This is a genomic window from uncultured Flavobacterium sp. (assembly GCF_963925415.1).
GTDB lineage: Bacteria > Bacteroidota > Bacteroidia > Flavobacteriales > Flavobacteriaceae > Flavobacterium.
On sequence record NZ_CAWUTS010000076.1, the window covers coordinates 19,362 to 42,013 of the forward strand.

The window sequence follows — 22,652 nt, forward strand, 5'->3', positions numbered from 1 at the left end:
GTTTATAAAGATTTTGTAATAACAATTTTTAAATTATCGCTTTTTGCGATTTTTTCTCTAAAGTTTCTATAGGTTTCATATTTCAAACTTTCGTAAAAGCCTTCTTTTATGATTAATTTTCTTTTGTATAGTATTCGTTTTGAATCCGTGATGCTAAGTTGAATTTTATAATATCCAAACTCATTATTTATTTCTATATCATCAGGTTTAGCTTCAATTTCATATCCATCAGGAAGTACGATTTCAATTTGATCTTCATCGGTATACCCTCTTTGAATTTCAAAAGGAAATTTACGTAATTTATATCTTTTTGGTACGTATGAATTTTGATTAAAAGGATTTAATACAAACATAAGCTTTTGGTTAAAATTTTGAGCATATGATTCTGCTTCAAATTCTAATTCTTCTGTAAATTCAATGTTGTTTTTATCATTATTTTGTTTAATATCCTTTAAAATAAAGTTATTAATATTACTGAATTCTTGTTTGTATTTTTTTATTTGATCCTCACTACTGAGTCTTACTTTTGCCTGTTCCCAGTCGTATTGTAAACCTTTTGATTTGATTGTTAAATTGCCCGTTAACATTCCTTTTTCATTTATTTGATAACTACCTTTATATGATTTTAAATTATCAGATTCTGAAAATGTATTTGTTTTAACAATTTCTCCACCATCTGGTTTGATTACTAGTGCATTTCTGCCATCAGTAAAGTCACCACAAAACCCAAATGGGGAAGTTTGACTGGTACACTCAAGCCAAACATAGTGGTTATCGACAGGGATTGACAATATCATGTGATTGCCTTGCATTGAAACAAAATCATTATCAATATCTCTTTTTTCAGAATCTCCGTAGATTAGAGTATAATATGACTTAACACCTACAACTTCTAATAATGATTTTGCATAATTGGTTAATGCCTTACAATCTCCATAACCCAGATTGTCGACATCTTTTGCCATCATTGGCTTCCATCCGCCAATACCAATTTGAACGCTTATATATCTGGTGTGTTCTTGTAAAAAATTATAAATTATTTTTGCTTTATTTATAGGGTCTTTTTCAGCACCAACTAATTCTATTATTTTGCTTTTTGTTTTGTTAGGAATATCCGATATACCCTGGGCTAGTTTTTCGGAATACCATATTCCATATTCTTTCCAAGATTTTGCGTTTCCTTCAATTTCTTCAAGATTAAATTTTTCTAAACTAAATGAAACATTTGGAACTATTTTTTGAAATGGTGGTGCATCGTTTTCTTTCTTTAGCGAATTAATATTGGAAACTTTATAATGCAAAGAATTGGTGTGTTCTGTTTTTTCAATAGCATACCCTTCTATATTTAATTCTTTATATTTAAATCCTAAATCACTCGGATATTCAATTTTAAACTCTGAGTTTTCAACACTTTCAAAATAATCATTAATAGGATACCATTTTGGTATAAAAGCCGTGTTTTTACTTTCGACCTCACTTTCAAAAATAAGGGTAAATGGGTATGCTGTGGGTGTATAATTTAAATAGAGAACCCTTCCGCTTAACATTAAAGAAAAACCATCGGCTACACTTTGATCGACAAAGTCTTTTTGTTTGATTTTTTTTATTTCGTTACCATTAGAATCTAAAATTATTGCTTGTATTTTTTTTATTTTTTTGGATTCAGAATAGTATTCTTTAGCGTCTATGTTTTTTATTCCATTTTTATTTAAAACAGTAACTACTACTCTTTTTACTATTGAATATGATTTTTGAGATGCAATAGTAATTTGAATGGATTGTTCTCTAATTACACTATTGGCATCAGTTCTAAATTCTGATGTAATAAAACTTGTGCTATAATTTTGTTGGGAGTAAGAACCTAAACAGTGAAGCAATAAAATTAATATTATATTTCGCATTAAAATTTGTTAATTTATTATTAACGTTAAATGTATGTTTTTTTTTTTTTAATCAAAAAGTTATTCTTTATTTTTAGTATCAATAATTATGGTGACTGGTCCATCATTTATTAAAGCAACTTTCATGTTTGCTCCAAATTGACCAGACTGTACTTTTTTGTTGATTTTTAATTCAATACTTGAAAGAAAATTTTCGTACAACGAAATAGCTTTTTCGGGCTTTGCTGCTTTTATATATGAAGGGCGATTGCCTTTTTTTGTTGAAGCATGTAAGGTAAATTGACTAACTACAATAACTTCTCCATCAATGTCTTTTAGAGATAGATTCATGATGTTTTTTTCATCTGCAAAAATGCGAAGGTTTGTGATTTTTGAAACCAACCAGTCAATATCTTCTTGATTGTCTAGCTCTTCGATTCCTATCAAAATTAATAAGCCATGATTTATTTGGGCAACAACTGCTTTTTCAATGGTTACTGATGCTTCTGATACTCTTTGAATTACCGCTTTCATATAAATTGTATATTATGAATTGTATATTTATAATTCACAATTAGTTACTCGCTTTTTCTAGTTTTATCACTTTCAGCTCTTTCGTCTCCATAAATGTCATTTCTGTAATTATCCTCGTCTCCTTCTAATAATTGAAGGTAGGTTTTATATCTTGACCATCCTATTTGGTCTTGTTCTAATGCGTCTTTAATAGCACAATGAGGTTCTTCTTTATGCAAGCAATTATTAAATTTGCATTTTTCTTTTAAGACAAAAAATTCAGGAAAGTAATTACCAATTTCTTGTTTTTCCATATCTACAATTCCAAAACCACGTATTCCAGGAGTGTCAATAATTTGTGCACCAAAAGCCAAATCAAACATTTCTGCAAATGTTGTAGTATGTTTTCCTTGCGAATGAGATGCTGAAATTTGTTTAGTTTTTAAATTCAATGAAGGTTCTAAAGTATTCACCAAAGTTGATTTTCCAACACCTGAATGTCCTGAAAACATTGAAACTCTATCTTTCATTAAAGCTTTAAGTTCTTCAACTCCTGTTCCATCTTTTGCCGAAACACGCAAACATTTATAGTTAATTTTAGTATAAATATGTTGCATGTATAATTGTTCGTTTAATGTAGGCTCATCAAAAGTATCTATTTTATTAAAAACAATGACAGCCTCAATTCCATAAGCTTCTGCTGTAACTAAAAATCTATCTATAAAACTTGTTGTTGTTGGTGGATTATTAATTGTTACCAATAAAATAACAATATCAATATTTGATGCAATAATATGCATTTGATGCGATAAATTAACCGATTTTCTTACGATATAGTTTTTACGATCATGTATGGTATGAATTGTTCCAATATTTGCTTCATCTAGGTTATCCACATCAAAGTCTACCACATCTCCAACAGCAATGGGGTTAGTGCTCTTAATTCCTTTCATTCGAAATTTACCTTTAATACGACATTCGAAAAATTGATTTTCGTATGATTTAACGGTGTACCAACTTCCTGTAGATTTATAAACGATTCCTGTCATGTTTGCAAAGATATACAAACTAACTTTATTACATAAAAAAAAGGCTATCCTAAATTAGATAGCCTTTTAAAAATTTAATATTTAACTGAGCTTTTAAAATAAATTTACTGAATAATCATTCTTCCTAATTTATCCGCTTTTTTTCTTGAAGCATAAATTAAAAATTCGTTATCATTTTTTCTATAATAAACACCTGGTCTTATTACTAATTCGTTTTTGATTACTTCTTCTGGATCAAATCTTGTGATATTACCTTTAGCATCAAATCTAAATAAAGTTGGAACTGCATTGTTATAATTACCTAAACTTTTTATTTCCTCAATATCAGTAATTCCTTTATTTTTTTTATTATCATTAAAAATAATATTTAATTGACCATCTTTATAAATAGGAATAGCACTTAAGTATTCAGGACCTTTACCCATTACCGCTAATGGAATTGAAACGCTCATTCCTACTGAAAAACTTCCACTACTTGAACCTCCTGAAAAACCAATAGATAATACTGAAACTGCTGCTGCTTGATCTTTTGCTACTACATTACTCCATTCTAGAGAACCATCAGGTTTTAAGCAGGTTACAATTATTTCATTTTTAACAAAAGTTATAGGTTGAATTGCAAATGGACCTATTCCAGATTTTTTACCTACAATTACTAGTTGATATTCTGATAAAACAATTAAACCTCCATCATTTTTTTCAATTATTGTATGAATATTATATAATGGTTTTACATCTTTTCCTTTTTTAGCTCTTCTTTCTCCTAATAACTTTACTTTGGTTTCATAGTCAAACTCATTAAATTTAAGGTTTTCATTTACGTTTGTTGCTAAATTAATTGTTGCATTGTAAACGCCTTTTAATTCTTTATTTGCTTTTCCATTATCTCTAACACTTGAATAAAAACCTACTAATTGTAGCGTTTTTTTATTCGTAGCCATCATTTTACAATTGATTATTTCTTTATCTTTAAAATTAATATCAATTACTTCTTTTTTATAAGCATTCGCATTTTTAAATGCAAAAACTTGAAATTTTTCAACTTTTTCTTTCTTTTTAGAATCTCTATAACTTTCATTAACTACTAAGAAAACGTCGTTAAAAACATTTACATCAAAATCTGACAAAATAAATTGATAATCTTTTTTTGAATCATCATAAGTAACTTTATCTATGTTTGAAAAAACTTCTTTTAAGTTAGAGTCAAATAATTTTAGTGCATATTTTAGTGCATCTTCCTTTTCAAAAACAGCAGTATGCATAATTAGGATACTGTTTTCATCTGGTGAAACTTTAAAATAAAAAGCTCCTTTGTCTCTATTTTTAGCTACTTCAGATTCGAAAAGTGTAAGCATGTTTTTTTTCAACTTTCCATCTTCACCAAGCTCCAAACCTACTAAAGTATATATCTTGTCTTTTTTATGATACACACTTCCAATAATATATGGTTTACCATCTAACAAAGCTACTTCTTCAAATTCTATCTCTCTATCTTTTAACTCAGGCAAAACGATTAGTTTACTTGAAAGCATTTTCATTTCACCGGAACTAAAAGTTTTAATGTAATAATCATTCTTACCTTTTAAAGCTAAGGCATATACAATTCCCTTATTTTCGCCAAAAAGCTTTACAATTTTAGCTTTATCATCTGGTAATTCAACACCATAAGAAATTTTGATATTCTCAATATCATACTGTGCAAAAAGATTTGTACTACACCCTACAAGGAGTGCAAGAAAAAAATAGATTTTATTCATTTTTTATATTTTTCTTGCAATAGTAAGAAAAAAAAACGACAATCAGTTATTTACAACCTTTTCTTGATGATTTATACTTTCTTGGTGAATGGCTTTAAACAAATGCATCACAAAATCATTGCTTAATCCTTTTTCTTCACCCTCTAAAATCATTTTTCCTAAAATTTCATTCCAGCGTTTGTTTTGAAGGATAGCTACATTTTTTTCTTTTTTAAGCAAACCTATTTTATCTGCAACTTTCATTCTGTTGCCTAAAACTTCTAATATTTTGCCATCAAATTCGTCAATTTGAGAACGCAAACCGTTCATTTTACTGTTATAATCCCCTTCTTCATCTGATTCTTTTCTAACTTTTAAATCCTTAAATATTTGTTTTAAAGTTGCGGGTGTTACTTGTTGTGCTGCATCACTCCATGCGTTATCTGGATCTGTATGTGTTTCAATAATTAGTCCATCAAAATTCATGTCTAATGCTTGTTGAGACACTTCTTGAATCATATCTCTTTTTCCTGTAATGTGCGATGGGTCACAAATTAAAGGTAAATCTGGGAAACGATTTTGCAAGTCGATAGGTATCTGCCATTCGGGTATGTTTCTATATTTTGTTTTTTCATAGGTCGAAAACCCTCTATGAATAACTCCTAACTTCTTAATATTGGCTTTATATAGTCTTTCTACGCCACCAATCCACAACGCTAAATCTGGATTAACAGGATTTTTAACCAATACTATTTTATCTGTTCCTTCTAAGGCATCAGCAATTTCTTGAACTGCGAATGGGTTAACAGTAGTTCGTGCGCCAATCCATAAAACATCAATATCATGCTCTAAAGCTAATTTTACGTGAGCAGCATTTGCTACTTCAGTTGCCATAAGTAAACCTGTTTCTGCTTTTGCTTTTTGCAACCATTTTAAGCCTATTGCACCTACACCTTCAAAACCTCCTGGACGTGTTCTTGGTTTCCAAATTCCAGCTCTAAAAACACTTACGTCAGAATTTTTTAATTCGTGTGCAATTTTTAATACTTGTTCTTCTGTTTCTGCACTACAAGGCCCGGCAATTACTAATGGATGATTTAAATTAAAATCATCTAACCATGTGCGCATTTGTTTGTTGTTTTCCATAATTTAACTATACTAATTTAATTGTCTTATACCTATTTTAATATTTCTTTTATTCTATTTGTATTTTGCATTTCATTAAAAAGTTCTTCAAAATTTTCATTTTTTAATAATTCTTTGAAATGGTTTAAATTTAAAATGTATTCGTCTAATGTTTCAATAATATTAGCTTTGTTTTGTTTAAAAATAGGGGTCCACATGGATGGTGAACTTTTAGCTAAACGAACAGTACTTTCAAAACCACTACCTGCCATGTCAAAAATATCGCGTTCATTTTTTTCTTTTTCAATAACTGTTTTTCCTAACATAAATGAGCTGATGTGTGACAAGTGAGACATGTAAGCAATATGCTTGTCATGTGACTTAGCTTCCATATATCGAATTCGTATTCCTAGTTTCTGAAACAAATCTAAAGCTGTTTCTTGCTGTTTGTAAGCTGTTTTTTCTATTTCGCAAATAATGCTTGTTTTGTCTTTAAACAAATTTGTTACAGCTGCTTTTGGGCCTGAAAATTCAGTTCCTGCAATAGGATGTGTTGCCAAAAAATTACGCCTTCTTTTATGTTGAGCTACCGCTTCGCATATTGGAGATTTAGTTGAGCCAACATCTAAAACTAATGCATTATCATTGATACCATCTAAAATTTGAGGCAAAAGCATTAAAGCTATATCAACTGGAACAGCAACAATTACAACATCTGCTTGATCCAATTCATCCATTGAAACCTTTTTATCAATTATTCCTAAATGGAGAGCATCTTCTATATGAGTTTTATTGGAATCCATTCCACAAATAACAGCGTCATCATACTTTTTCTTTATATCCAAAGCCATGGAGCCTCCTATTAAACCTATACCAATTATGTAAATATTCATGTTTAATTTTATTTTAATTGCAATACTCTTATTTTAGCTTTTTAACATTGCAATCTTAATTGATATTACGTTTAACCTATTCTTTCTATGGCTTCTGTTATTTTTTCTTCTGTTACACATAACGAAAATCGTATATATCCTTCGCCGTTACTTCCAAAAATAGTTCCTGGTGTTATGAATATGTGTTTTTCATTTAATATTGTATCAATAAATTTTTCTGATGATTTAATTGTACTTGGCAACTTTGCCCAAACAAATAAACCAACAGAGTCATTATCTACTTCACAACCTAGTTTTTTAGCCAATTGAATAACGAGCGCTTTTCTTTTTTCATAGACTTTATTTTGAACCGTAAACCAGGATTTATCTAATTTTAATGCGGCTATAGCTCCTTTTTGAATGCCATAAAACATACCGCTATCCATGTTGCTTTTGACTTTTAATATGGCCTCAATAACGCTAGCTTTTCCCAAAACCATTCCCACTCGCCAACCCGACATGTTATAAGTTTTACTCAATGAATTTAATTCTATTGCTATGTCTTTTGCGCCGGCTGCTTGCAAAATTGAAATAGGTTTTTCATTTAAAACAAAACTATACGGGTTGTCGTTAATGATCAATATGTTGTGTTTTTTTCCAAAAGCAATTAGTCGTTCAAATAATTCTAATGAGCCGTTAACACCCGTTGGCATATGAGGGTAACTTACCCACATTAATTTAACTTTTGACAAATCAAGTTGTTCTAATTTTTCAAAATCAGGTTGCCAATTTGTAGCATCAACTAAGTCATAGTACATTGCTTTTGCTTGAACCAATTTGGTCACCGATGCGTATGTTGGATAACCTGGATTAGGAATCAATACTTGATCACCCTTGTTTAAAAATGCCATTGAAATATGCATAATTCCTTCTTTTGAACCCATTAAAGGTAAAATTTCTGAATTAAAATCTAAACCAACATTAAAATAATTTTGATAAAAGTTGGCCATTTCAAATCGCAATTCGGGCAAACCTTGATAGCTTTGATATTCATGTGCCTTTTCATCGTACATAGCGTTTTTAATAGATTCTATAACTTTAACCGAAGGCAACAAATCTGGACTTCCAACACCCATATTGATGACTGGCTTTCCGTCGGCTATAAGCTGACGAACTTCTTTAAGTTTTTTAGAAAAATAGTATTCTTCTACGCTATCTAATCTTTTTGCTGTTGGTATCATTTCTTGATGTTCTTAACTATTGTTTTTTGTTCTTGTATTCTCCTAAAACTTTAAATTGAGTCGTTATTATTTCTAAAATTTTCTTTCCTTTTTCGTAATCTTTATACGAATCAAATGTAAAGTCTACAAAAAAAGCGTATTGAAAAGGAGTTTCTATTTTTGGTAAGGACTGAATTTTTGTTAAGTTTAATTTACAATCACTCATTACATTTAAAACCGTTGCTAAACTTCCTTTTTTATGTTCCAATTCAAATTTTAATGAAACTTTATTAATTTCATTTTTATTGATTTCATTTTTTTGTGCCGTAATAATTACAAAACGAGTTTGATTGTTATTAATCGTTTGTATTTCTGCTTCTAATATGTCCAATTCATATAATTCTGCAGCTGTTTTACTAGCTATGGCACCCGTAGTTTTTAATTGATGATCATAAATTCGTTTAGCTGTTTCGGCAGTGTCCTTATCTTCTACAAGTTTAATGTGTGGGTAGTTTTTAAAGAAATCTTTGCATTGTAAAATGGCCATTGGATGTGAATGAACTTCTAAAATATCTGTTATTTTTTGACCTTTTAATCCAAGAAAATTATGATGTACTGAAAGATAATATTCTCCTATTATTTGTAAATTATTTTTATCAATTAACGCATAATTTGGTATTATTGATCCTGCTATAGAGTTTTCAATAGCCATTACGGCATAATTTGATTTATTTGTCAAAAGATTATCTACTAAACTATCAAAAGACATACATTCCTCTATTGAGATAATGTCCTGAAAATAGTTTAATGCTACTTGATGGTGAAATGATCCTTTTATACCTTGAATGGCTATTTTTTTCTGCATAATTCTCAATATTCTTTTAAATTTACGTAAAAAAAAATCCTGATTTTCATCAGGATTTTTACATTAGGTATAATTTAATTTTTTCTATACTATATAACAATCCTTATCTGTTTTCCAGAAGAAATAAGAAAAAATGCTATAATAAAAAAAAGTGTTTGTCATTTGTGTAATTCTACATTGCTAAAATAGAACTTTATTTGTAAAAAAAAACTTTATTTGTAAAAAAAAATTACGTAATCGTTTTCGTAATAATTGTAATCATCTTTTATCCAAAAATTATCTAGTTAACGAAACGGCATCTTTAAACCATTTTTTTCCATTTGTAATGCGGGTTACAATTAAAGCCGAAACTAAATCACCATTTGCGTTTAATAATGTTGCCATTGGGTCTACAAGGGTTCCTATAATCATTGCTGCAGGAAGTGCTTGTTCCATTGGAAATCCATAAACTGTTATTGCTAATACCTCACCTATATAGCCGCCATTTGGGATTCCTCCTTCAACTATTGACACTATTACTGTTATTCCAATAGCTATTAAAATTGTTTCTGGACTGGAGAGGTCTTTTCCAAAAATGGCAAAAATAACTGCAATTTTAATTATCGACGACATAGCAGATCCCTCTTTATGCAAAGGGGCTCCCAAAGGGATGACTATGTTTTTAATGTCATTTGGAATGTGTATTTTTTCGGCTCCATCTAAGTTAGCAGGTATCGTTGCAATACTACTGCAGGTTCCTAAAGCCGTAAAAGCTGGTGTTATATTGTTTTTCCAAAATGATTTTAACAAAGGAATACCACCCGAAAAAAATACATACAAACTAAAAAATACAATAAAATAAAAAGCACAAACTCCATAATACAAACCTAATGGCTTGGCATAAGCCCCAAATAATTGAGGTCCAAAAATACCAACTTGATTGGCAAAATAAGCACCTAAACCTATAGGAGCCAACTTCATAATTAAATTTAATAATTGTTTCATCACTTCATTACCCGAATTTAAAAAGTTTTTAAATTCTTTTCCTTTTTCACCAGATCCCAAAGTTGAAAATCCTATTAAAAATGAAAAAATCATAAGTGCTAACATGTTTTTTCTGGATAATAATTCAAAAAAATCATTGGAAGTTAACAATCCTGTTATTTGTGAGCCTGCGTCTATACTGCTTTCTGCCTCTAAAGGGATTGTTGAGAGAATGATATCTTGATGAATAGGAAAAACCATTACAGCAATTAACATTACTATGGCAGATATTAAAATTGTTCCTAAAAAAACACTAACAATTACAACAAACATTTTGCCTAACTTTTCTGTTTTTTCTAAATTGGCAATAGACGAAGCGATTGTAAAAAAAACTAAGGGAATTATGGCGGTAAAAAGTAAATTTAAAAAAATATCTCCTAAGGGCTTTATTACCTCAACTTGTTTGCCAAATACCAATCCTAATATACTACCTACAACTATACCGCCAAGGAGTAGTAAAATACTTTTATAATTTTTTAAGAAACTCATTGAATACTATTTTATATATTAAAAATTTTATCAAAAGTAAATATAAAAAACTAATAGAATAAAACCCTTTTTCTTCTTACTTTTGCTTAAATTTCATAATATGTCAATAGAAGTTAAGAATATTTCAAAAAGTTATGGTGCTCAAAAAGCGCTAGATAATGTTTCATTTTCTGTTAAAAATGGAGAAATTGTAGGATTTTTAGGACCTAACGGAGCAGGAAAGTCGACCTTAATGAAAATATTAACAACTTTTATAACAGCTGATCAAGGAAAAGCTGAAGTAAATGGTAATGATGTAATAACTTCTCAAAAGGCAGTTCAAAAAACGGTAGGTTATTTACCCGAGCACAATCCATTGTATTTGGATTTATATGTTCGTGAATATTTAGCTTTCAATGCGGATGTATATAAAGTGCACAAATCTAGAATTGAAGAAGTTATTCAGTTGACGGGCTTATCCACAGAAAGTCACAAGAAAATTGGTCAATTATCAAAAGGATACCGACAACGCGTAGGATTAGCCACTGCATTATTACACAATCCTGATGTATTAATTTTAGACGAGCCTACAACAGGATTAGATCCCAATCAATTAGTTGAAATAAGAGATTTGATTAAAAATATTGGCAAAAACAAAACGGTTTTTCTTTCAACTCATATAATGCAAGAAGTAGAAGCTATTTGTAACAGGGTTATCATCATCAATAACGGAAAAATTGTAACCGATAAAAAGCTTAATACCTTAGTACAAGAACAACAAGAGCAAACTATTGAAGTTGAATTTGATAAAATTGTAAATGCAGATACATTGAATGATATTCCTAATTTAAAAACGGTTAAAAATAATCATGGTTTTGTTTGGGAATTGATTTTTGAAACCGAACAAGATATGCGCCCTGTAGTTTTTGATTTTGCTCAAGAGAAAGGATTAAAAATTTTACAATTGAATTTGAAAAATAAAAACCTGGAACAAATTTTTAGAGAACAAACAAATATTAAGTAAGCTTGTTTTTATAGAATGACTTTTTTAATAATTATTGGTTAGTAAATAGAAACAAACTGTTTTTCTGAATTAATTTCACTTGCTAAAAATTAACAATGGTAAAATAGATCTAGAGAAGCACATTACTAAAAGTAAACACCCAAATGCATGAAATGTATAAAGACTAGCACCCATCCTTGAGTTTAACTTTTAAAAATAAAAACCAAATGAACCTTTTAAAGTAAATTTTTTTGCGTCGGGAAGGTTCATATAATTACCTCTCCAGGCAAAATCTAAACGAAAAACTTTTAAAATATTTCCAATTCCTGCATGGTACTCCCAGTACACTTTATCTGGAGTTTGATAATTTAAACCCGATGCGTTTATTTGTTTGTTTTTTTCAGAAACGGTTCCGTAAACTGTTTTTACACCTATAATTTCTCTCCAATTTAATTTTCTTAAAAAAGGCACTCTAGAAAATAGGCGTCCATTAAAGTGGTGTTCAAAATGAAGTGAGGCATACGTATCGGCAACAAAATCGTAGTAATTTAATAAATTATAAGTATTGTCAATAATAAAATACGACTGATTTCCGGGCACTACACTCATTAAACTTAAGGGAACTTGCCCAAAGGTTTTTCCTAATTCAACTGTGGTAAACAGTCGGCCAAACCCCCCAATTAAAAAAGGTTGACGGTAATAAAATTGAACTTTATGATAATCAAAATCACTATCTAACAAACCTTTTAAGCCTTGACTGTAGCTTAAAAACAATCGAGCAAAATTAAAATCTATATCCAATCGTTCTACACCGTACCCTATCGTTTTTCTGCCAGGTGTAAATTCGACTTGAAAATTAATTTCTGCCTGTTTAATATTTCCTTTAGTGCTTGTATGAGTATCATCTGTAAAATAATCTAAACTAAATGTTTCTGATGCTGATTCTAATGTTCGATATGAAAAATTGGTTTGAAAAAGCAAATTTTTTAAAGGTTCTATTTCTGCTCCAAGCGAACTTAAACTTATGTTTGTTAATTTGTTATTTGTTCCGCTTGAAAAGAAAGATGATGATGCAAAACTTCGTCCCAATACATCATTTGAAGTGGTTAAACTCACCCCTATTTGTTCGATATCTTGTCTATTTCCACCTGAAATAATAAGTCTGTTTTTTTTATCGACTAACCATTTTCCAGAAAAACCATATTTAAGCTTTTGGTCTTTAATACCATAAGCCATGTATCCTTGAATACGCCATGGGTCATTTGGTCCAAAGTAAGATCTTCCACCTATTCTGATGCGCTGTCCTTCTACATCATTATAGCCAAATGTTGAAAATAAGGGTCCTATGTCTACATGACCAACCTGAATATAACCGCTTCCTAAGATGGTAACCAAATCATAAACACGTTTAAACTTTGGCACTGTCATTAAAGTGTCGAGTAATTGATATATACCTGATTCGTTTTTGTTTAAGGTTTCAAAACGGTTGTCTTCCCAATATTCGTCTGGTTTGTTAAAAGCTGTTTTATCGTAGAAGTTTACTTCTTTTTTATAGAAATTATCTTCTTTTTTAATATCAAATTTGTGGTTATTAAACAACGTAGTCCTTTTGCCGTATACGCCTTTTGAATCTTCTTTTTTAGAAATACTAAAATCAGACATCATATGATCTCGTTTTAAAAGAAAAACCGAATCGTTTAAAACTTCGAATTCTTGTTCGATGTAAATTTCTTTAACCCAGTTGATGTTTGCACTTTTACTAGCTTCTAAATTTATTTTTCTTATAGCAAATGTGGTGTCGTTTACCCAAAAATCACCTTTAAAAGTTAATTCATTTTTTCTACGGGGATAGTAAGTTATATTATAACACCATTTATTGTCTATAGACATACTATCACTCAATACATAATTATATACATTGATTCCTGTTCGAGACAAGGGGCTCACAAAATCTTTATCGAAAAATTTTAAGTAATTGTCATAAATATCGTAATCCGCATATAAATCTTTTATAAAAACGGTAACACCATTACTGCTTCCTAAACCTGAGTTTTTATTGGCCTTAAGAATTTCTTTTTCTTTTTTAGTTGTATTGTCTCCATAAACCTGACTGATTTCTTCATTTATGAAAATTGGTAAAAATGCTTTACCTGTAATTCGAGATGTATCCATTTGCTCAAAAACAAACTCCAATCCTTTAAATACTTTATTTGCTTTAAAAGTACTATCTATAGAATTCATGTCAAATTCTACTTTTTCATATTTGTCATATTGATATTGATCAAACATTTGGAGACCATTTTTTCTTCTGCGCTCCCAAATTTTTCGTAAAATATCAATAGCAGGATTGTTTTTTTTTGAAGTTTTACCAACCGAAACAACAACTTCTTTTAACGCAACGCCTTCTTTTAAAATGGCATTAATTTTTAAATTTAAACCCTTATTTAATGAGATTTCTACTGGTTCATAACCTATAAAAGAAATAACTACTGTATCATAATTTTCTTTAGATTCAAAATAAAATTTTCCGTTTTCGTCTGTTATTATACCTTCTTTTGAATTTTTAAAAATAACATTTGCAAAAGCAATAGGTTCATTAAATTCATCCATTACTTTTCCTCCAATTTTAGTTTGAGCAAAAATTGCTGTAGAAATAAATAATAAAATAACTAAAATTCTAAATTTCATATGATTTGTTACTAAAAAAAAACTTCATCAAAAAAATTTGATGAAATTTAAATATAGTTGTTTTTTTTTTATTTATAGGTAACTTTTTTTACAGCTTTTATAACATCGTTCGCATTTGGCAACCATTCTTTTAATAATGAAGGAGAATAAGGCGCTGGAGTATCTGCTGTTGTAATTCTTTGAACTGGAGCGTCTAAATAGTCAAATGCTCTTTCTTGAACCATATATGTAATTTCTGATGCAACACTTGCAAATGGCCAAGCCTCTTCTAAAACAACCAATCGATTTGTTTTCTTTACCGAATTAATAATAGTATCATAATCCATAGGACGTACCGTTCTTAAGTCGATTATTTCACACGAAATACCTTCTTTTGCTAATGCATCTGCAGCAATAAAAGCTTCTTTGATTATTTTTCCAAAAGAAACAATTGTTACATCTGTACCTTCTCGTTTTACATCTGCTACTCCTAATGGAATAGTATAATCTCCTTCTGGAACTTCACCTTTATCACCATACATTTGTTCTGATTCCATAAATATGACAGGATCGTTATCACGAATAGCCGCTTTTAATAATCCTTTTGCGTCATAAACATTTGACGGAACTACTACTTTTAGACCGGGTGTGTTTGCAAACCAATTTTCAAAAGCTTGAGAGTGTGTAGCCCCAAGTTGTCCTGCTGAGGCCGTTGGTCCTCTAAATACCATTGGCATAGGAAACTGACCAGCCGACATTTGACGCATTTTTGCAGCATTATTTATAATTTGAGCAATACCAACGAGAGAGAAGTTGAACGTCATATATTCTACTATAGGACGGCAACCGTTCATCGCAGAGCCTACTGCAATACCGGCAAAACCTAGTTCAGCAATAGGAGTGTCTATAACACGTTTTGCTCCAAATTCTGCTAACATACCTTTTGAAGCTTTGTATGCGCCATTATATTCGGCAACTTCTTCACCCATTAAGTAGATAGTTTCGTCTTTACGCATTTCTTCGCTCATTGCTTCACAAATAGCTTCTCTGAATTGTATCGTTCTCATTTATTTTGATTCTAATAATAATATTTAAACGCAAAAATAGTAAAAAAAAAATTCAAATTTATAATTCAAATTCAAATAAACGTGGATTTTACAACTATAACCTTTTCGTAAAATTAAAGTTTAACATATTTATTATGCGTGCATAGTATTTTTTGAACATTTTTTTTGTAATTTCGTATTTTAAAATTCAAATTATATATTATGAAAATTTTAGTTTGCATAAGCAATGTACCTGATACTACTTCCAAAATTAATTTCACAAATGATGGCTCTCAATTTGACACCAATGGGGTACAATTTGTGATCAATCCTAATGACGAATTTGGCCTAACAAGAGCCGTTTGGTTTAAAGAGCAACAAGCTGCTAGTGTAACAGTGGCAAGTGTTGGCTTAGTTGACTCTGAAGCGACCTTAAGAAAAGCTTTGGCCATTGGCGCTGATGATGCTATTAGAATTAATGCAACACCAACTGACGGAATGTTTGTAGCCAAGCAGCTAGCTGAAGTAATAAAAAATGGTGATTATGACCTTATTATTGCAGGAAAAGAGTCCTTAGATTATAACGGAGGTATGGTTCCAGGGATGATATCTGCTCTTTTAGGATATAATTTTGTAAATTCATGTGTGGATTTAAAAATAGAAGCTAATAACGCAACTATACAAAGAGAAATTGACGGTGGAAAAGAAACTCTATCTGCATCTTTACCTTTAGTTATTGGAGGACAAAAAGGCTTGGTTGAAGAAAAAGATCTCCGCATACCAAATATGAGAGGAATAATGCAAGCACGAACTAAAGTTATTACAGTAATTGAGCCAACAAATAATGAAACTGCAACTCAAGCTGTGATGTTTGAAAAACCAGCAGCAAAATCAACTGTTAAGCTAGTAAGTGCCGACAATTTAGACGAATTAGTAAACTTACTTCATAATGAGGCAAAAGTGATTTAAAATTTTAGAAGACAAATTGATGGAGGCATACCTTGCCTCATTAAATTCAAAAAAATAAAAAAATAAATAATAAATATCATGGCCATATTAATATACGCAGAATCATCAGAAGGAAAATATAAAAAAGTTGCATTTGAATTAGCTTCTTATGCAAAAAAGATTGCAACTTCGTTAGGAACAACCGTTACTGCCCTTACAATTAATGCAAATTCTACATCAGAATTAGCAGATTATGGTGTAGACAAAGTACTAAAAGTAACGGATGATTCTTTATTAAAGTTTAGTGCAAAAGCATATGCAGATGTTATTAAACAAGCAGCTAAAAAAGAATCGAGTCTAATAATTGTACTTTCTTCAACAACAGATAGTTTGTATCTAGCACCTCTTGTCTCTACTTATTTAAATGCAGGGTTTACTTCCAATGTTGTCGAACTACCTTCAAGTTTTAGTCCTTTTCAGGTAAAAAGAACCGCTTTTTCTAATAAAGCATTTAATTTAACTGAAATCAGTACTGAAATAAAGGTATTAGCAATTGCTAAAAACTCATTTGGATTAATTGAAACAAAATCTAATCTTACAGAAGAAGTTTTTAGTCCAACTTTGACTGATGCAGATTTTGCTGTAAAAGTAGAAAGTATTGAAAAAGTATCCGGAAAAGTAACTATAGCCGATGCAGAAATAGTTGTTTCTGCTGGTCGGGGATTAAAAGGTCCTGAAAACTGGGGAATGATCGAAGAGTTAGCTTCGGTTCTGGGAGCCGCAACAGCTTGTTCAAAACCTGTTTCAGATATAGGCTGGAGGCCACATAGTGAGCACGTAGGGCAAACCGGAAAGCCTGTCGCAGCAAATTTATACATTGCAATTGGAATCTCGGGAGCTATTCAACATATAGCGGGTATTAATTCATCAAAAGTAAAAGTTGTTATCAATACAGATGCAGATGCTCCTTTTTTTAAAGTAGCAGACTATGGTGTGGTTGGAGATGCATTTGATGTTGTTCCAAAATTGATAGAAAAATTAAAAGCTTTTAAAGCAGCAAATGCTTAAAAAGTAATGTTCATAAATAAATTATATTAAAATTAGAGCTATCTTTGTTTAGATGGCTCTTTTTTTTATTTTTGGAATTCTACTAAGCTTTTTAAATCTATTGAAAAGACCATCTAGTTAGAACATAAATTATAATATCAACAATCTAAAATCTCCATGAGTTTAGTAAAATTAACTATAAAAGGCATATCCTACAGTCAAACACAAAATGGTGCATATGCACTCATTTTAAATGAAGTAAATGGCGATCGAAAATTGCCCATTGTAATAGGCGCTTTTGAAGCTCAGTCGATTGCAATTGCTCTCGAAAAAGAAATAAAACCTCCAAGACCTTTAACGCATGATTTGTTTAAAAGTTTTGCAGATCGATTTGATATTATAGTTAAACAAGTTATCATTCATAAATTAGTCGATGGTGTTTTTTATTCAAGTATTATTTGCGAAAGAGATAAGATTGAAGAAATAATTGATGCCAGAACATCAGACGCCATTGCTCTGGCGTTAAGGTTTTACGCACCTATATTTACATACAAAAATATACTTGACAAAGCGGGAGTTTATTTAAACACAAATCCATTAGAGTCAGAGATTGACGACGTTAATAATGATGGTGTTTTATCATCTCCTAAAACTTTTGGAATAGAAGATGTTGTTTCAAAAGGAGAAAGTTACAGTCAATTTACCTTAGAAGAGCTTTACCAAAAACTAGATGTAGCCGTTCAAAACGAGGATTATGAAAAAGCTGTACACATACGTGATGAAATTTCAAAAAAAGAATCTTAACAAAACGAACCAAACAAAATGTTTAAAAAAATAGTTTTATTGTTGGCTGTATGCTTCAGCTTAAATGCTTTGAATGCTCAAGAAATCGAAAGAAAATGGCAGCTATCATCATCACAAGATGATTATTTAGAGCTTCAAAAAGGTACTTACACACTACAAATCATCAACGACAGCATCAATCAAAAAGGAGATTATTTGGTTCAAGAAAATTTTATCTTTTTGTTCGAAAACGGTTCTGAATCTCCCACAAAGAGATTCATTATTGAAGCTAAAACAGATTCTACTTTAGTTATAAAAAACAAAGGAAAAGTATATTCATTTTTTGCCTCAAAAAAAGAAAAACATAAAAACATAAATGACCAGCTTATTAAAAGCAAAGGAATGACTTTTACCAGTGTTTGGAGAGGAATACTTGGAATGATTTCGCTGTTACTTGTCGCCTATTTTTTTAGCAGTAATAAAAAAGCAATCAATTGGAAAACAGTTGGAATTGGAATTTTTGCACAATTAATTTTAGCTGTCGGTGTATTAAAAGTGCCTTTTGTAAAATCTGTTTTTGAATTTGTTGGGCATTTATTTGTATTAGTTTTAGACTTTACAAGATCTGGAAGTGAATTTCTTTTAGGAGGAATGATGAATATTGATAGTTTTGGTTTTATATTTTTATTTCAAGTGCTCCCGACTATTATATTCTTTTCAGCGTTAACTTCACTACTGTTTTATTTGGGCATTATCCAAATCATCGTAAAAGGAATGGCTAAATTTTTAACTAAATTATTATCCATTTCAGGTGCAGAAAGTTTATCCGTTGCTGGAAACATTTTTTTAGGCCAAACCGAAGCACCTCTTTTAATCAAAGCTTATTTAGAAAAAATGAATAAGTCTGAAATGCTTTTAGTTATGGTTGGAGGAATGGCAACCGTTGCTGGTGGTGTTTTAGCCGCTTACATAGGCTTTTTGGGAGGAAACGATCCTGTTTTACGACTGGAATTTGCTAAACACTTATTGGCCGCATCTGTTATGGCAGCTCCTGGCGCTATTGTTATTTCTAAAATATTGTATCCTCAAACGGAAGAAATAAATTCAAATATTGAAGTTTCTAAAGAAAAAATTGGATCAAACATACTTGATGCCATTTCTACAGGAACCACAGAAGGTTTAAAATTAGCGGCAAATGTAGCAGCTATGCTGTTGGTTTTTATTGCTTTTATAGCTATGATCAATTACACACTTGGTTGGATTGGCGGCTGGTCTGGATTGAATGAAGTTATTGCGCACAACACACCTTATCAAGCTTTTTCACTTGAAACAATTTTAGGAATTGTTTTTTCGCCCTTAATGTGGTTAATAGGTGTAGCCCAAGAAGACATGATGCTAATGGGCCAATTATTAGGTGTTAAATTAGTTGCGTCTGAATTTGTAGGATACATACAATTAGCTGAATTGAAAAACATGGCCAATAGTATGCATTTTACATATGATAAATCTGTAATTATGGCTACCTATATGTTATGTGGATTTGCCAACTTTGCATCTATCGGAATACAAATTGGCGGTATTGGATCTCTGGCGCCAAACCAACGGAAAACATTATCGGAATTTGGACTAAAAGCTGTAATTGGGGGAAGCATAGCTTCGCTACTTTCGGCAACTATTGCTGGAATGATTATTGGATAAATACATAGGTTGTAAAATAATAAATTATAAATTGAACTTATGTTTTTAAATCATTTTTTTAACTGTACTTTTTGTAAGGCAGAAAACAAAATAAAAATAGAGGAAGACGACAGAGGCACTCTTCAAATGAAAAAGGGAGATGAATTGCCTTATACTTGTTTATCTTGTCACAAGAAAGACAAAATACACCTTAATAAAATTTTTGCAAAATCAAACAAAATTATTCTTTATTTAAGCGTTTTGGTTTCTATTATTTCGTTAATTATTACATTAAAATTTGGGTTAATTGCTTATTTATCATTTAGCTTTCCATTATTAGTTTATGCATATTTAAACAGTCTAGAAAACAATTTTAATTCTTACAGAATAAAAACAAAATAGATACTGAATCAAACTCAGTATAAAATAAATTAAAAATAAATAACATGAAAACACATCAAATTTTATACGTTTTAAGTATCGTTATACTTCTTGGAATTTTAATGATATTAATTAATTTTCCAAATTCCAATAAAGCTGCACTTATTGCAGGAGCATTTACTTTTATTGGTTTTGGACTTAATATTGCTGGCTATACTTTAAAAAAAAAAGCCAATTAAAGTTTAATTTTAAAACTTCTAAATTCAGAATTCTAATTTCTAAATTAAAAAAATGCAACAATATCACGACTTAGTAAAACACGTTTTAGAACACGGAAACCAAAAAGGCGATAGAACAGGAACAGGAACAAAAAGCGTTTTTGGTTATCAAATGCGTTTTGATTTGACTAAAGGATTTCCGATGGTTACAACTAAAAAACTACATTTAAAATCTATTGTTCATGAATTGCTTTGGTTTTTAAAAGGCGATACCAATATAAAATATTTACAAGAAAACGGCGTTAAAATTTGGGATGATTGGGCCGATGAAAACGGAAACCTAGGCCCTGTTTATGGTTATCAATGGCGCAATTGGAATGGAGAAGAAATTGATCAAATAAGCGAACTAATAGATACTTTAAAAAATAATCCAAATAGTAGAAGAATGTTGGTTTCGGCTTGGAACCCAAGTGTTTTACCCGACACTTCAAAATCTTTTGCAGAAAATGTAGCTAATAATAAAGTAGCCTTACCTCCTTGTCATGCCTTTTTTCAATTTTATGTAGCTGATGGAAAATTAAGTTGTCAATTGTATCAACGCAGTGCCGATATCTTTTTAGGTGTGCCGTTCAACATTGCTTCGTATGCATTGTTTACCATGATGATTGCACAAGTATGCGACTTGCAATTGGGAGACTTTGTTCACACATTTGGAGATGCTCATATATACAACAACCACATGGAACAGTTGGAATTGCAACTTTCTAGAGCATGCAAACCCTTGCCTAAAATGATTTTAAATCCTGAAGTAAAAAACATATTTGATTTTAATTTTGATGATTTCACTTTAGAAGGTTATGATCCTCATCCACATATTAAAGGTGCAGTAGCCGTTTAAATTTTTATATCATGAATAATCTTATAATAATCGCAGCCACTTCAGAAAACAATGCTCTTGGAAAAGATAATGTTTTAGTTTGGCATTTGCCAGATGATTTTAAACGTTTTAAAACTTTAACTTCTGGTCATTATATTGTAATGGGAAGAAAAACATTCGAAAGTTTCCCAAAACCTTTACCTAATAGAACACACGTAATCATCACTCGACAAAAAGATTATAAAGTTCCTGAAGGGTGTATAGTGGTAAATAGTTTAACAAAAGCTATTGAAATTTCTCCAGAAAACGAAGAAGTTTTTATCATTGGTGGCGGACAAATTTATCAACAATCAATTGATATTGCTGATAAAATTGAACTAACTCGAGTTCATACAACAGTTGAAGCTGATGCTTTTTTTCCTGAAATTGACACCAATGTTTGGAATGTTATTGAATCTGAATTTCATTCAAAAGATGAAAAGCATGCGTTTGATTTCACGTATTTAACTTATGTAAAAAAAGCATAAAACTTTGTTTTTATTTTTAACTTAAAAAAAAAACAAATAACCATTTGATAATGTAAAATTAGAGTCTTTATCTATAAAATTGTTTATTCCATATAATTTTCTCAATTTTATGGTACTTTTATAAATCAACATGAAAAAATTATTCTTTTTTATAGTCTTTATTTCCACAACAGCATTTTCACAAACTACAGATTTCGCTCAACATGTTAATCCCTTTATTGGAACTGGTGGCCACGGACATACTTTTCCTGGTGCAACAACTCCTTATGGAATGGTACAATTGTCTCCTGACACACGAATTGATGGCAGTTGGGATGGTTGTGGGGGATACCATTATTCAGACAATGTCATTTATGGGTTTTCGCACACGCATTTAAACGGAACGGGCGTTTCTGATTTTGGCGATATCATGTTAATGCCTACAATGGGCGAACCTTCGTTTAACAATAAAGTTTATTCTTCTGCATTTTCGCACGATAATGAAAAAGCTTCTGCAGGATTTTATAGCGTTACGTTAGACAAACATAATATTGATGTTCGATTAACCACTTCAACTCGAGTAGGTTTTCATGAATATACATTTAACAAATCTGGGCAAGCGAATATTATTTTGGATTTAAATCATCGAGATAAACTTTTAGAAGGAAGAGTAAACATAATAGATGATAAAACTATTGAAGTTTTAAGGAGAAGTGATGCTTGGGCAACTAATCAATATGTTTATGCA

Annotated in this window: 20 protein-coding genes and 1 pseudogene; 10 read left to right on the forward strand and 11 right to left on the reverse strand. The window is 30.6% G+C overall.

From position 1 onward, the window contains the following. Positions 1–2: 2 nt before the first annotated feature. The 9 genes from AABM47_RS06000 to AABM47_RS06040 form a co-directional block, all read right to left on the reverse strand. Entirely contained in the window at positions 3–1,901 is a 1,899-nt protein-coding gene (locus tag AABM47_RS06000) for a DUF3857 domain-containing protein (protein ID WP_338410019.1), read from the reverse strand. A 60-nt stretch (positions 1,902–1,961) separates the two neighbouring features. Continuing rightward, positions 1,962–2,414, reverse strand: a complete 453-nt coding sequence (gene dtd / locus AABM47_RS06005; protein ID WP_338410020.1) for a D-aminoacyl-tRNA deacylase — start codon at positions 2,412–2,414, stop codon at positions 1,962–1,964. Between the two features lie 44 nt (positions 2,415–2,458). Beyond that, complete coding sequence (rsgA, locus tag AABM47_RS06010) at positions 2,459–3,442, reverse strand: ribosome small subunit-dependent GTPase A (protein WP_338410021.1); 984 nt, start codon at positions 3,440–3,442, stop codon at positions 2,459–2,461. A gap of 104 nt (positions 3,443–3,546) precedes the next feature. After that, positions 3,547–5,199, reverse strand: coding sequence for a hypothetical protein (locus AABM47_RS06015; RefSeq protein ID WP_338410022.1), 1,653 nt, complete (start codon positions 5,197–5,199; stop codon positions 3,547–3,549). Between the two features lie 42 nt (positions 5,200–5,241). Further along, the gene (locus AABM47_RS06020; RefSeq protein WP_338410023.1) at positions 5,242–6,324 is read right to left on the reverse strand and encodes a bifunctional 3-deoxy-7-phosphoheptulonate synthase/chorismate mutase type II; all 1,083 of its coding nucleotides are present in this window, start codon (positions 6,322–6,324) and stop codon (positions 5,242–5,244) included. Positions 6,325–6,356: 32 nt separating this feature from the next. Continuing rightward, on the reverse strand, positions 6,357–7,196 hold the full coding sequence (locus tag AABM47_RS06025) for a prephenate dehydrogenase (RefSeq protein ID WP_338410024.1): 840 nt from the start codon (positions 7,194–7,196) through the stop codon (positions 6,357–6,359). A 71-nt stretch (positions 7,197–7,267) separates the two neighbouring features. Next, positions 7,268–8,416, reverse strand: a complete 1,149-nt coding sequence (locus AABM47_RS06030) for an aminotransferase class I/II-fold pyridoxal phosphate-dependent enzyme (RefSeq protein WP_338410025.1) — start codon at positions 8,414–8,416, stop codon at positions 7,268–7,270. 16 nt (positions 8,417–8,432) lie between these two features. Next, entirely contained in the window at positions 8,433–9,260 is an 828-nt protein-coding gene (locus tag AABM47_RS06035) for a prephenate dehydratase (protein ID WP_338410026.1), read from the reverse strand. Positions 9,261–9,536: 276 nt separating this feature from the next. Next, a complete protein-coding gene (locus AABM47_RS06040; protein ID WP_338410027.1) occupies positions 9,537–10,772 on the reverse strand; it encodes a dicarboxylate/amino acid:cation symporter in 1,236 nt (411 codons plus the stop codon). Between the two features lie 100 nt (positions 10,773–10,872). Here AABM47_RS06040 and gldA point away from each other — a divergent pair, with 100 nt between their 5' ends. Further along, a complete protein-coding gene (gldA, locus tag AABM47_RS06045) occupies positions 10,873–11,775 on the forward strand; it encodes a gliding motility-associated ABC transporter ATP-binding subunit GldA (protein ID WP_338410028.1) in 903 nt (300 codons plus the stop codon). Positions 11,776–11,964: 189 nt separating this feature from the next. Here gldA and AABM47_RS06050 read toward each other — a convergent pair whose 3' ends face one another. Together AABM47_RS06050 and AABM47_RS06055 are read right to left on the reverse strand one after the other, a co-directional pair. Further along, positions 11,965–14,442 carry a DUF5686 family protein gene (locus tag AABM47_RS06050; RefSeq protein WP_338410029.1) on the reverse strand — a complete coding sequence of 826 codons (2,478 nt, stop codon included), beginning with the start codon at positions 14,440–14,442 and terminating at the stop codon, positions 11,965–11,967. Positions 14,443–14,510: 68 nt separating this feature from the next. Next, entirely contained in the window at positions 14,511–15,488 is a 978-nt protein-coding gene (locus tag AABM47_RS06055; RefSeq protein WP_338410030.1) for a pyruvate dehydrogenase complex E1 component subunit beta, read from the reverse strand. A 201-nt stretch (positions 15,489–15,689) separates the two neighbouring features. Here AABM47_RS06055 and AABM47_RS06060 point away from each other — a divergent pair, with 201 nt between their 5' ends. The 9 genes and pseudogenes from AABM47_RS06060 to AABM47_RS06100 form a co-directional block, all read left to right on the forward strand. Next, on the forward strand, positions 15,690–16,436 hold the full coding sequence (locus AABM47_RS06060; protein ID WP_338410031.1) for an electron transfer flavoprotein subunit beta/FixA family protein: 747 nt from the start codon (positions 15,690–15,692) through the stop codon (positions 16,434–16,436). A 78-nt stretch (positions 16,437–16,514) separates the two neighbouring features. Continuing rightward, complete coding sequence (locus tag AABM47_RS06065) at positions 16,515–17,483, forward strand: electron transfer flavoprotein subunit alpha/FixB family protein (RefSeq protein ID WP_338410032.1); 969 nt, start codon at positions 16,515–16,517, stop codon at positions 17,481–17,483. A 156-nt stretch (positions 17,484–17,639) separates the two neighbouring features. Further along, positions 17,640–18,266 carry a bifunctional nuclease family protein gene (locus tag AABM47_RS06070; protein WP_338410033.1) on the forward strand — a complete coding sequence of 209 codons (627 nt, stop codon included), beginning with the start codon at positions 17,640–17,642 and terminating at the stop codon, positions 18,264–18,266. A gap of 18 nt (positions 18,267–18,284) precedes the next feature. Next, on the forward strand, positions 18,285–19,943 hold the full coding sequence (locus AABM47_RS06075) for a nucleoside transporter C-terminal domain-containing protein (RefSeq protein WP_338410034.1): 1,659 nt from the start codon (positions 18,285–18,287) through the stop codon (positions 19,941–19,943). Positions 19,944–19,982: 39 nt separating this feature from the next. Beyond that, the gene (locus tag AABM47_RS06080) at positions 19,983–20,324 is read left to right on the forward strand and encodes a hypothetical protein (protein ID WP_338410035.1); all 342 of its coding nucleotides are present in this window, start codon (positions 19,983–19,985) and stop codon (positions 20,322–20,324) included. Between the two features lie 44 nt (positions 20,325–20,368). Further along, positions 20,369–20,542: a hypothetical protein gene (locus AABM47_RS06085; RefSeq protein ID WP_338410036.1), complete on the forward strand. Its 174-nt coding sequence runs from the start codon at positions 20,369–20,371 to the stop codon at positions 20,540–20,542. A gap of 52 nt (positions 20,543–20,594) precedes the next feature. After that, positions 20,595–21,419, forward strand: a complete 825-nt coding sequence (locus tag AABM47_RS06090) for a thymidylate synthase (RefSeq protein WP_338410037.1) — start codon at positions 20,595–20,597, stop codon at positions 21,417–21,419. A gap of 11 nt (positions 21,420–21,430) precedes the next feature. Beyond that, entirely contained in the window at positions 21,431–21,925 is a 495-nt protein-coding gene (locus AABM47_RS06095) for a dihydrofolate reductase (protein WP_338410038.1), read from the forward strand. 130 nt (positions 21,926–22,055) lie between these two features. Then, a pseudogene (locus AABM47_RS06100) lies at positions 22,056–22,652 on the forward strand (alpha-mannosidase); the annotation flags it as partial.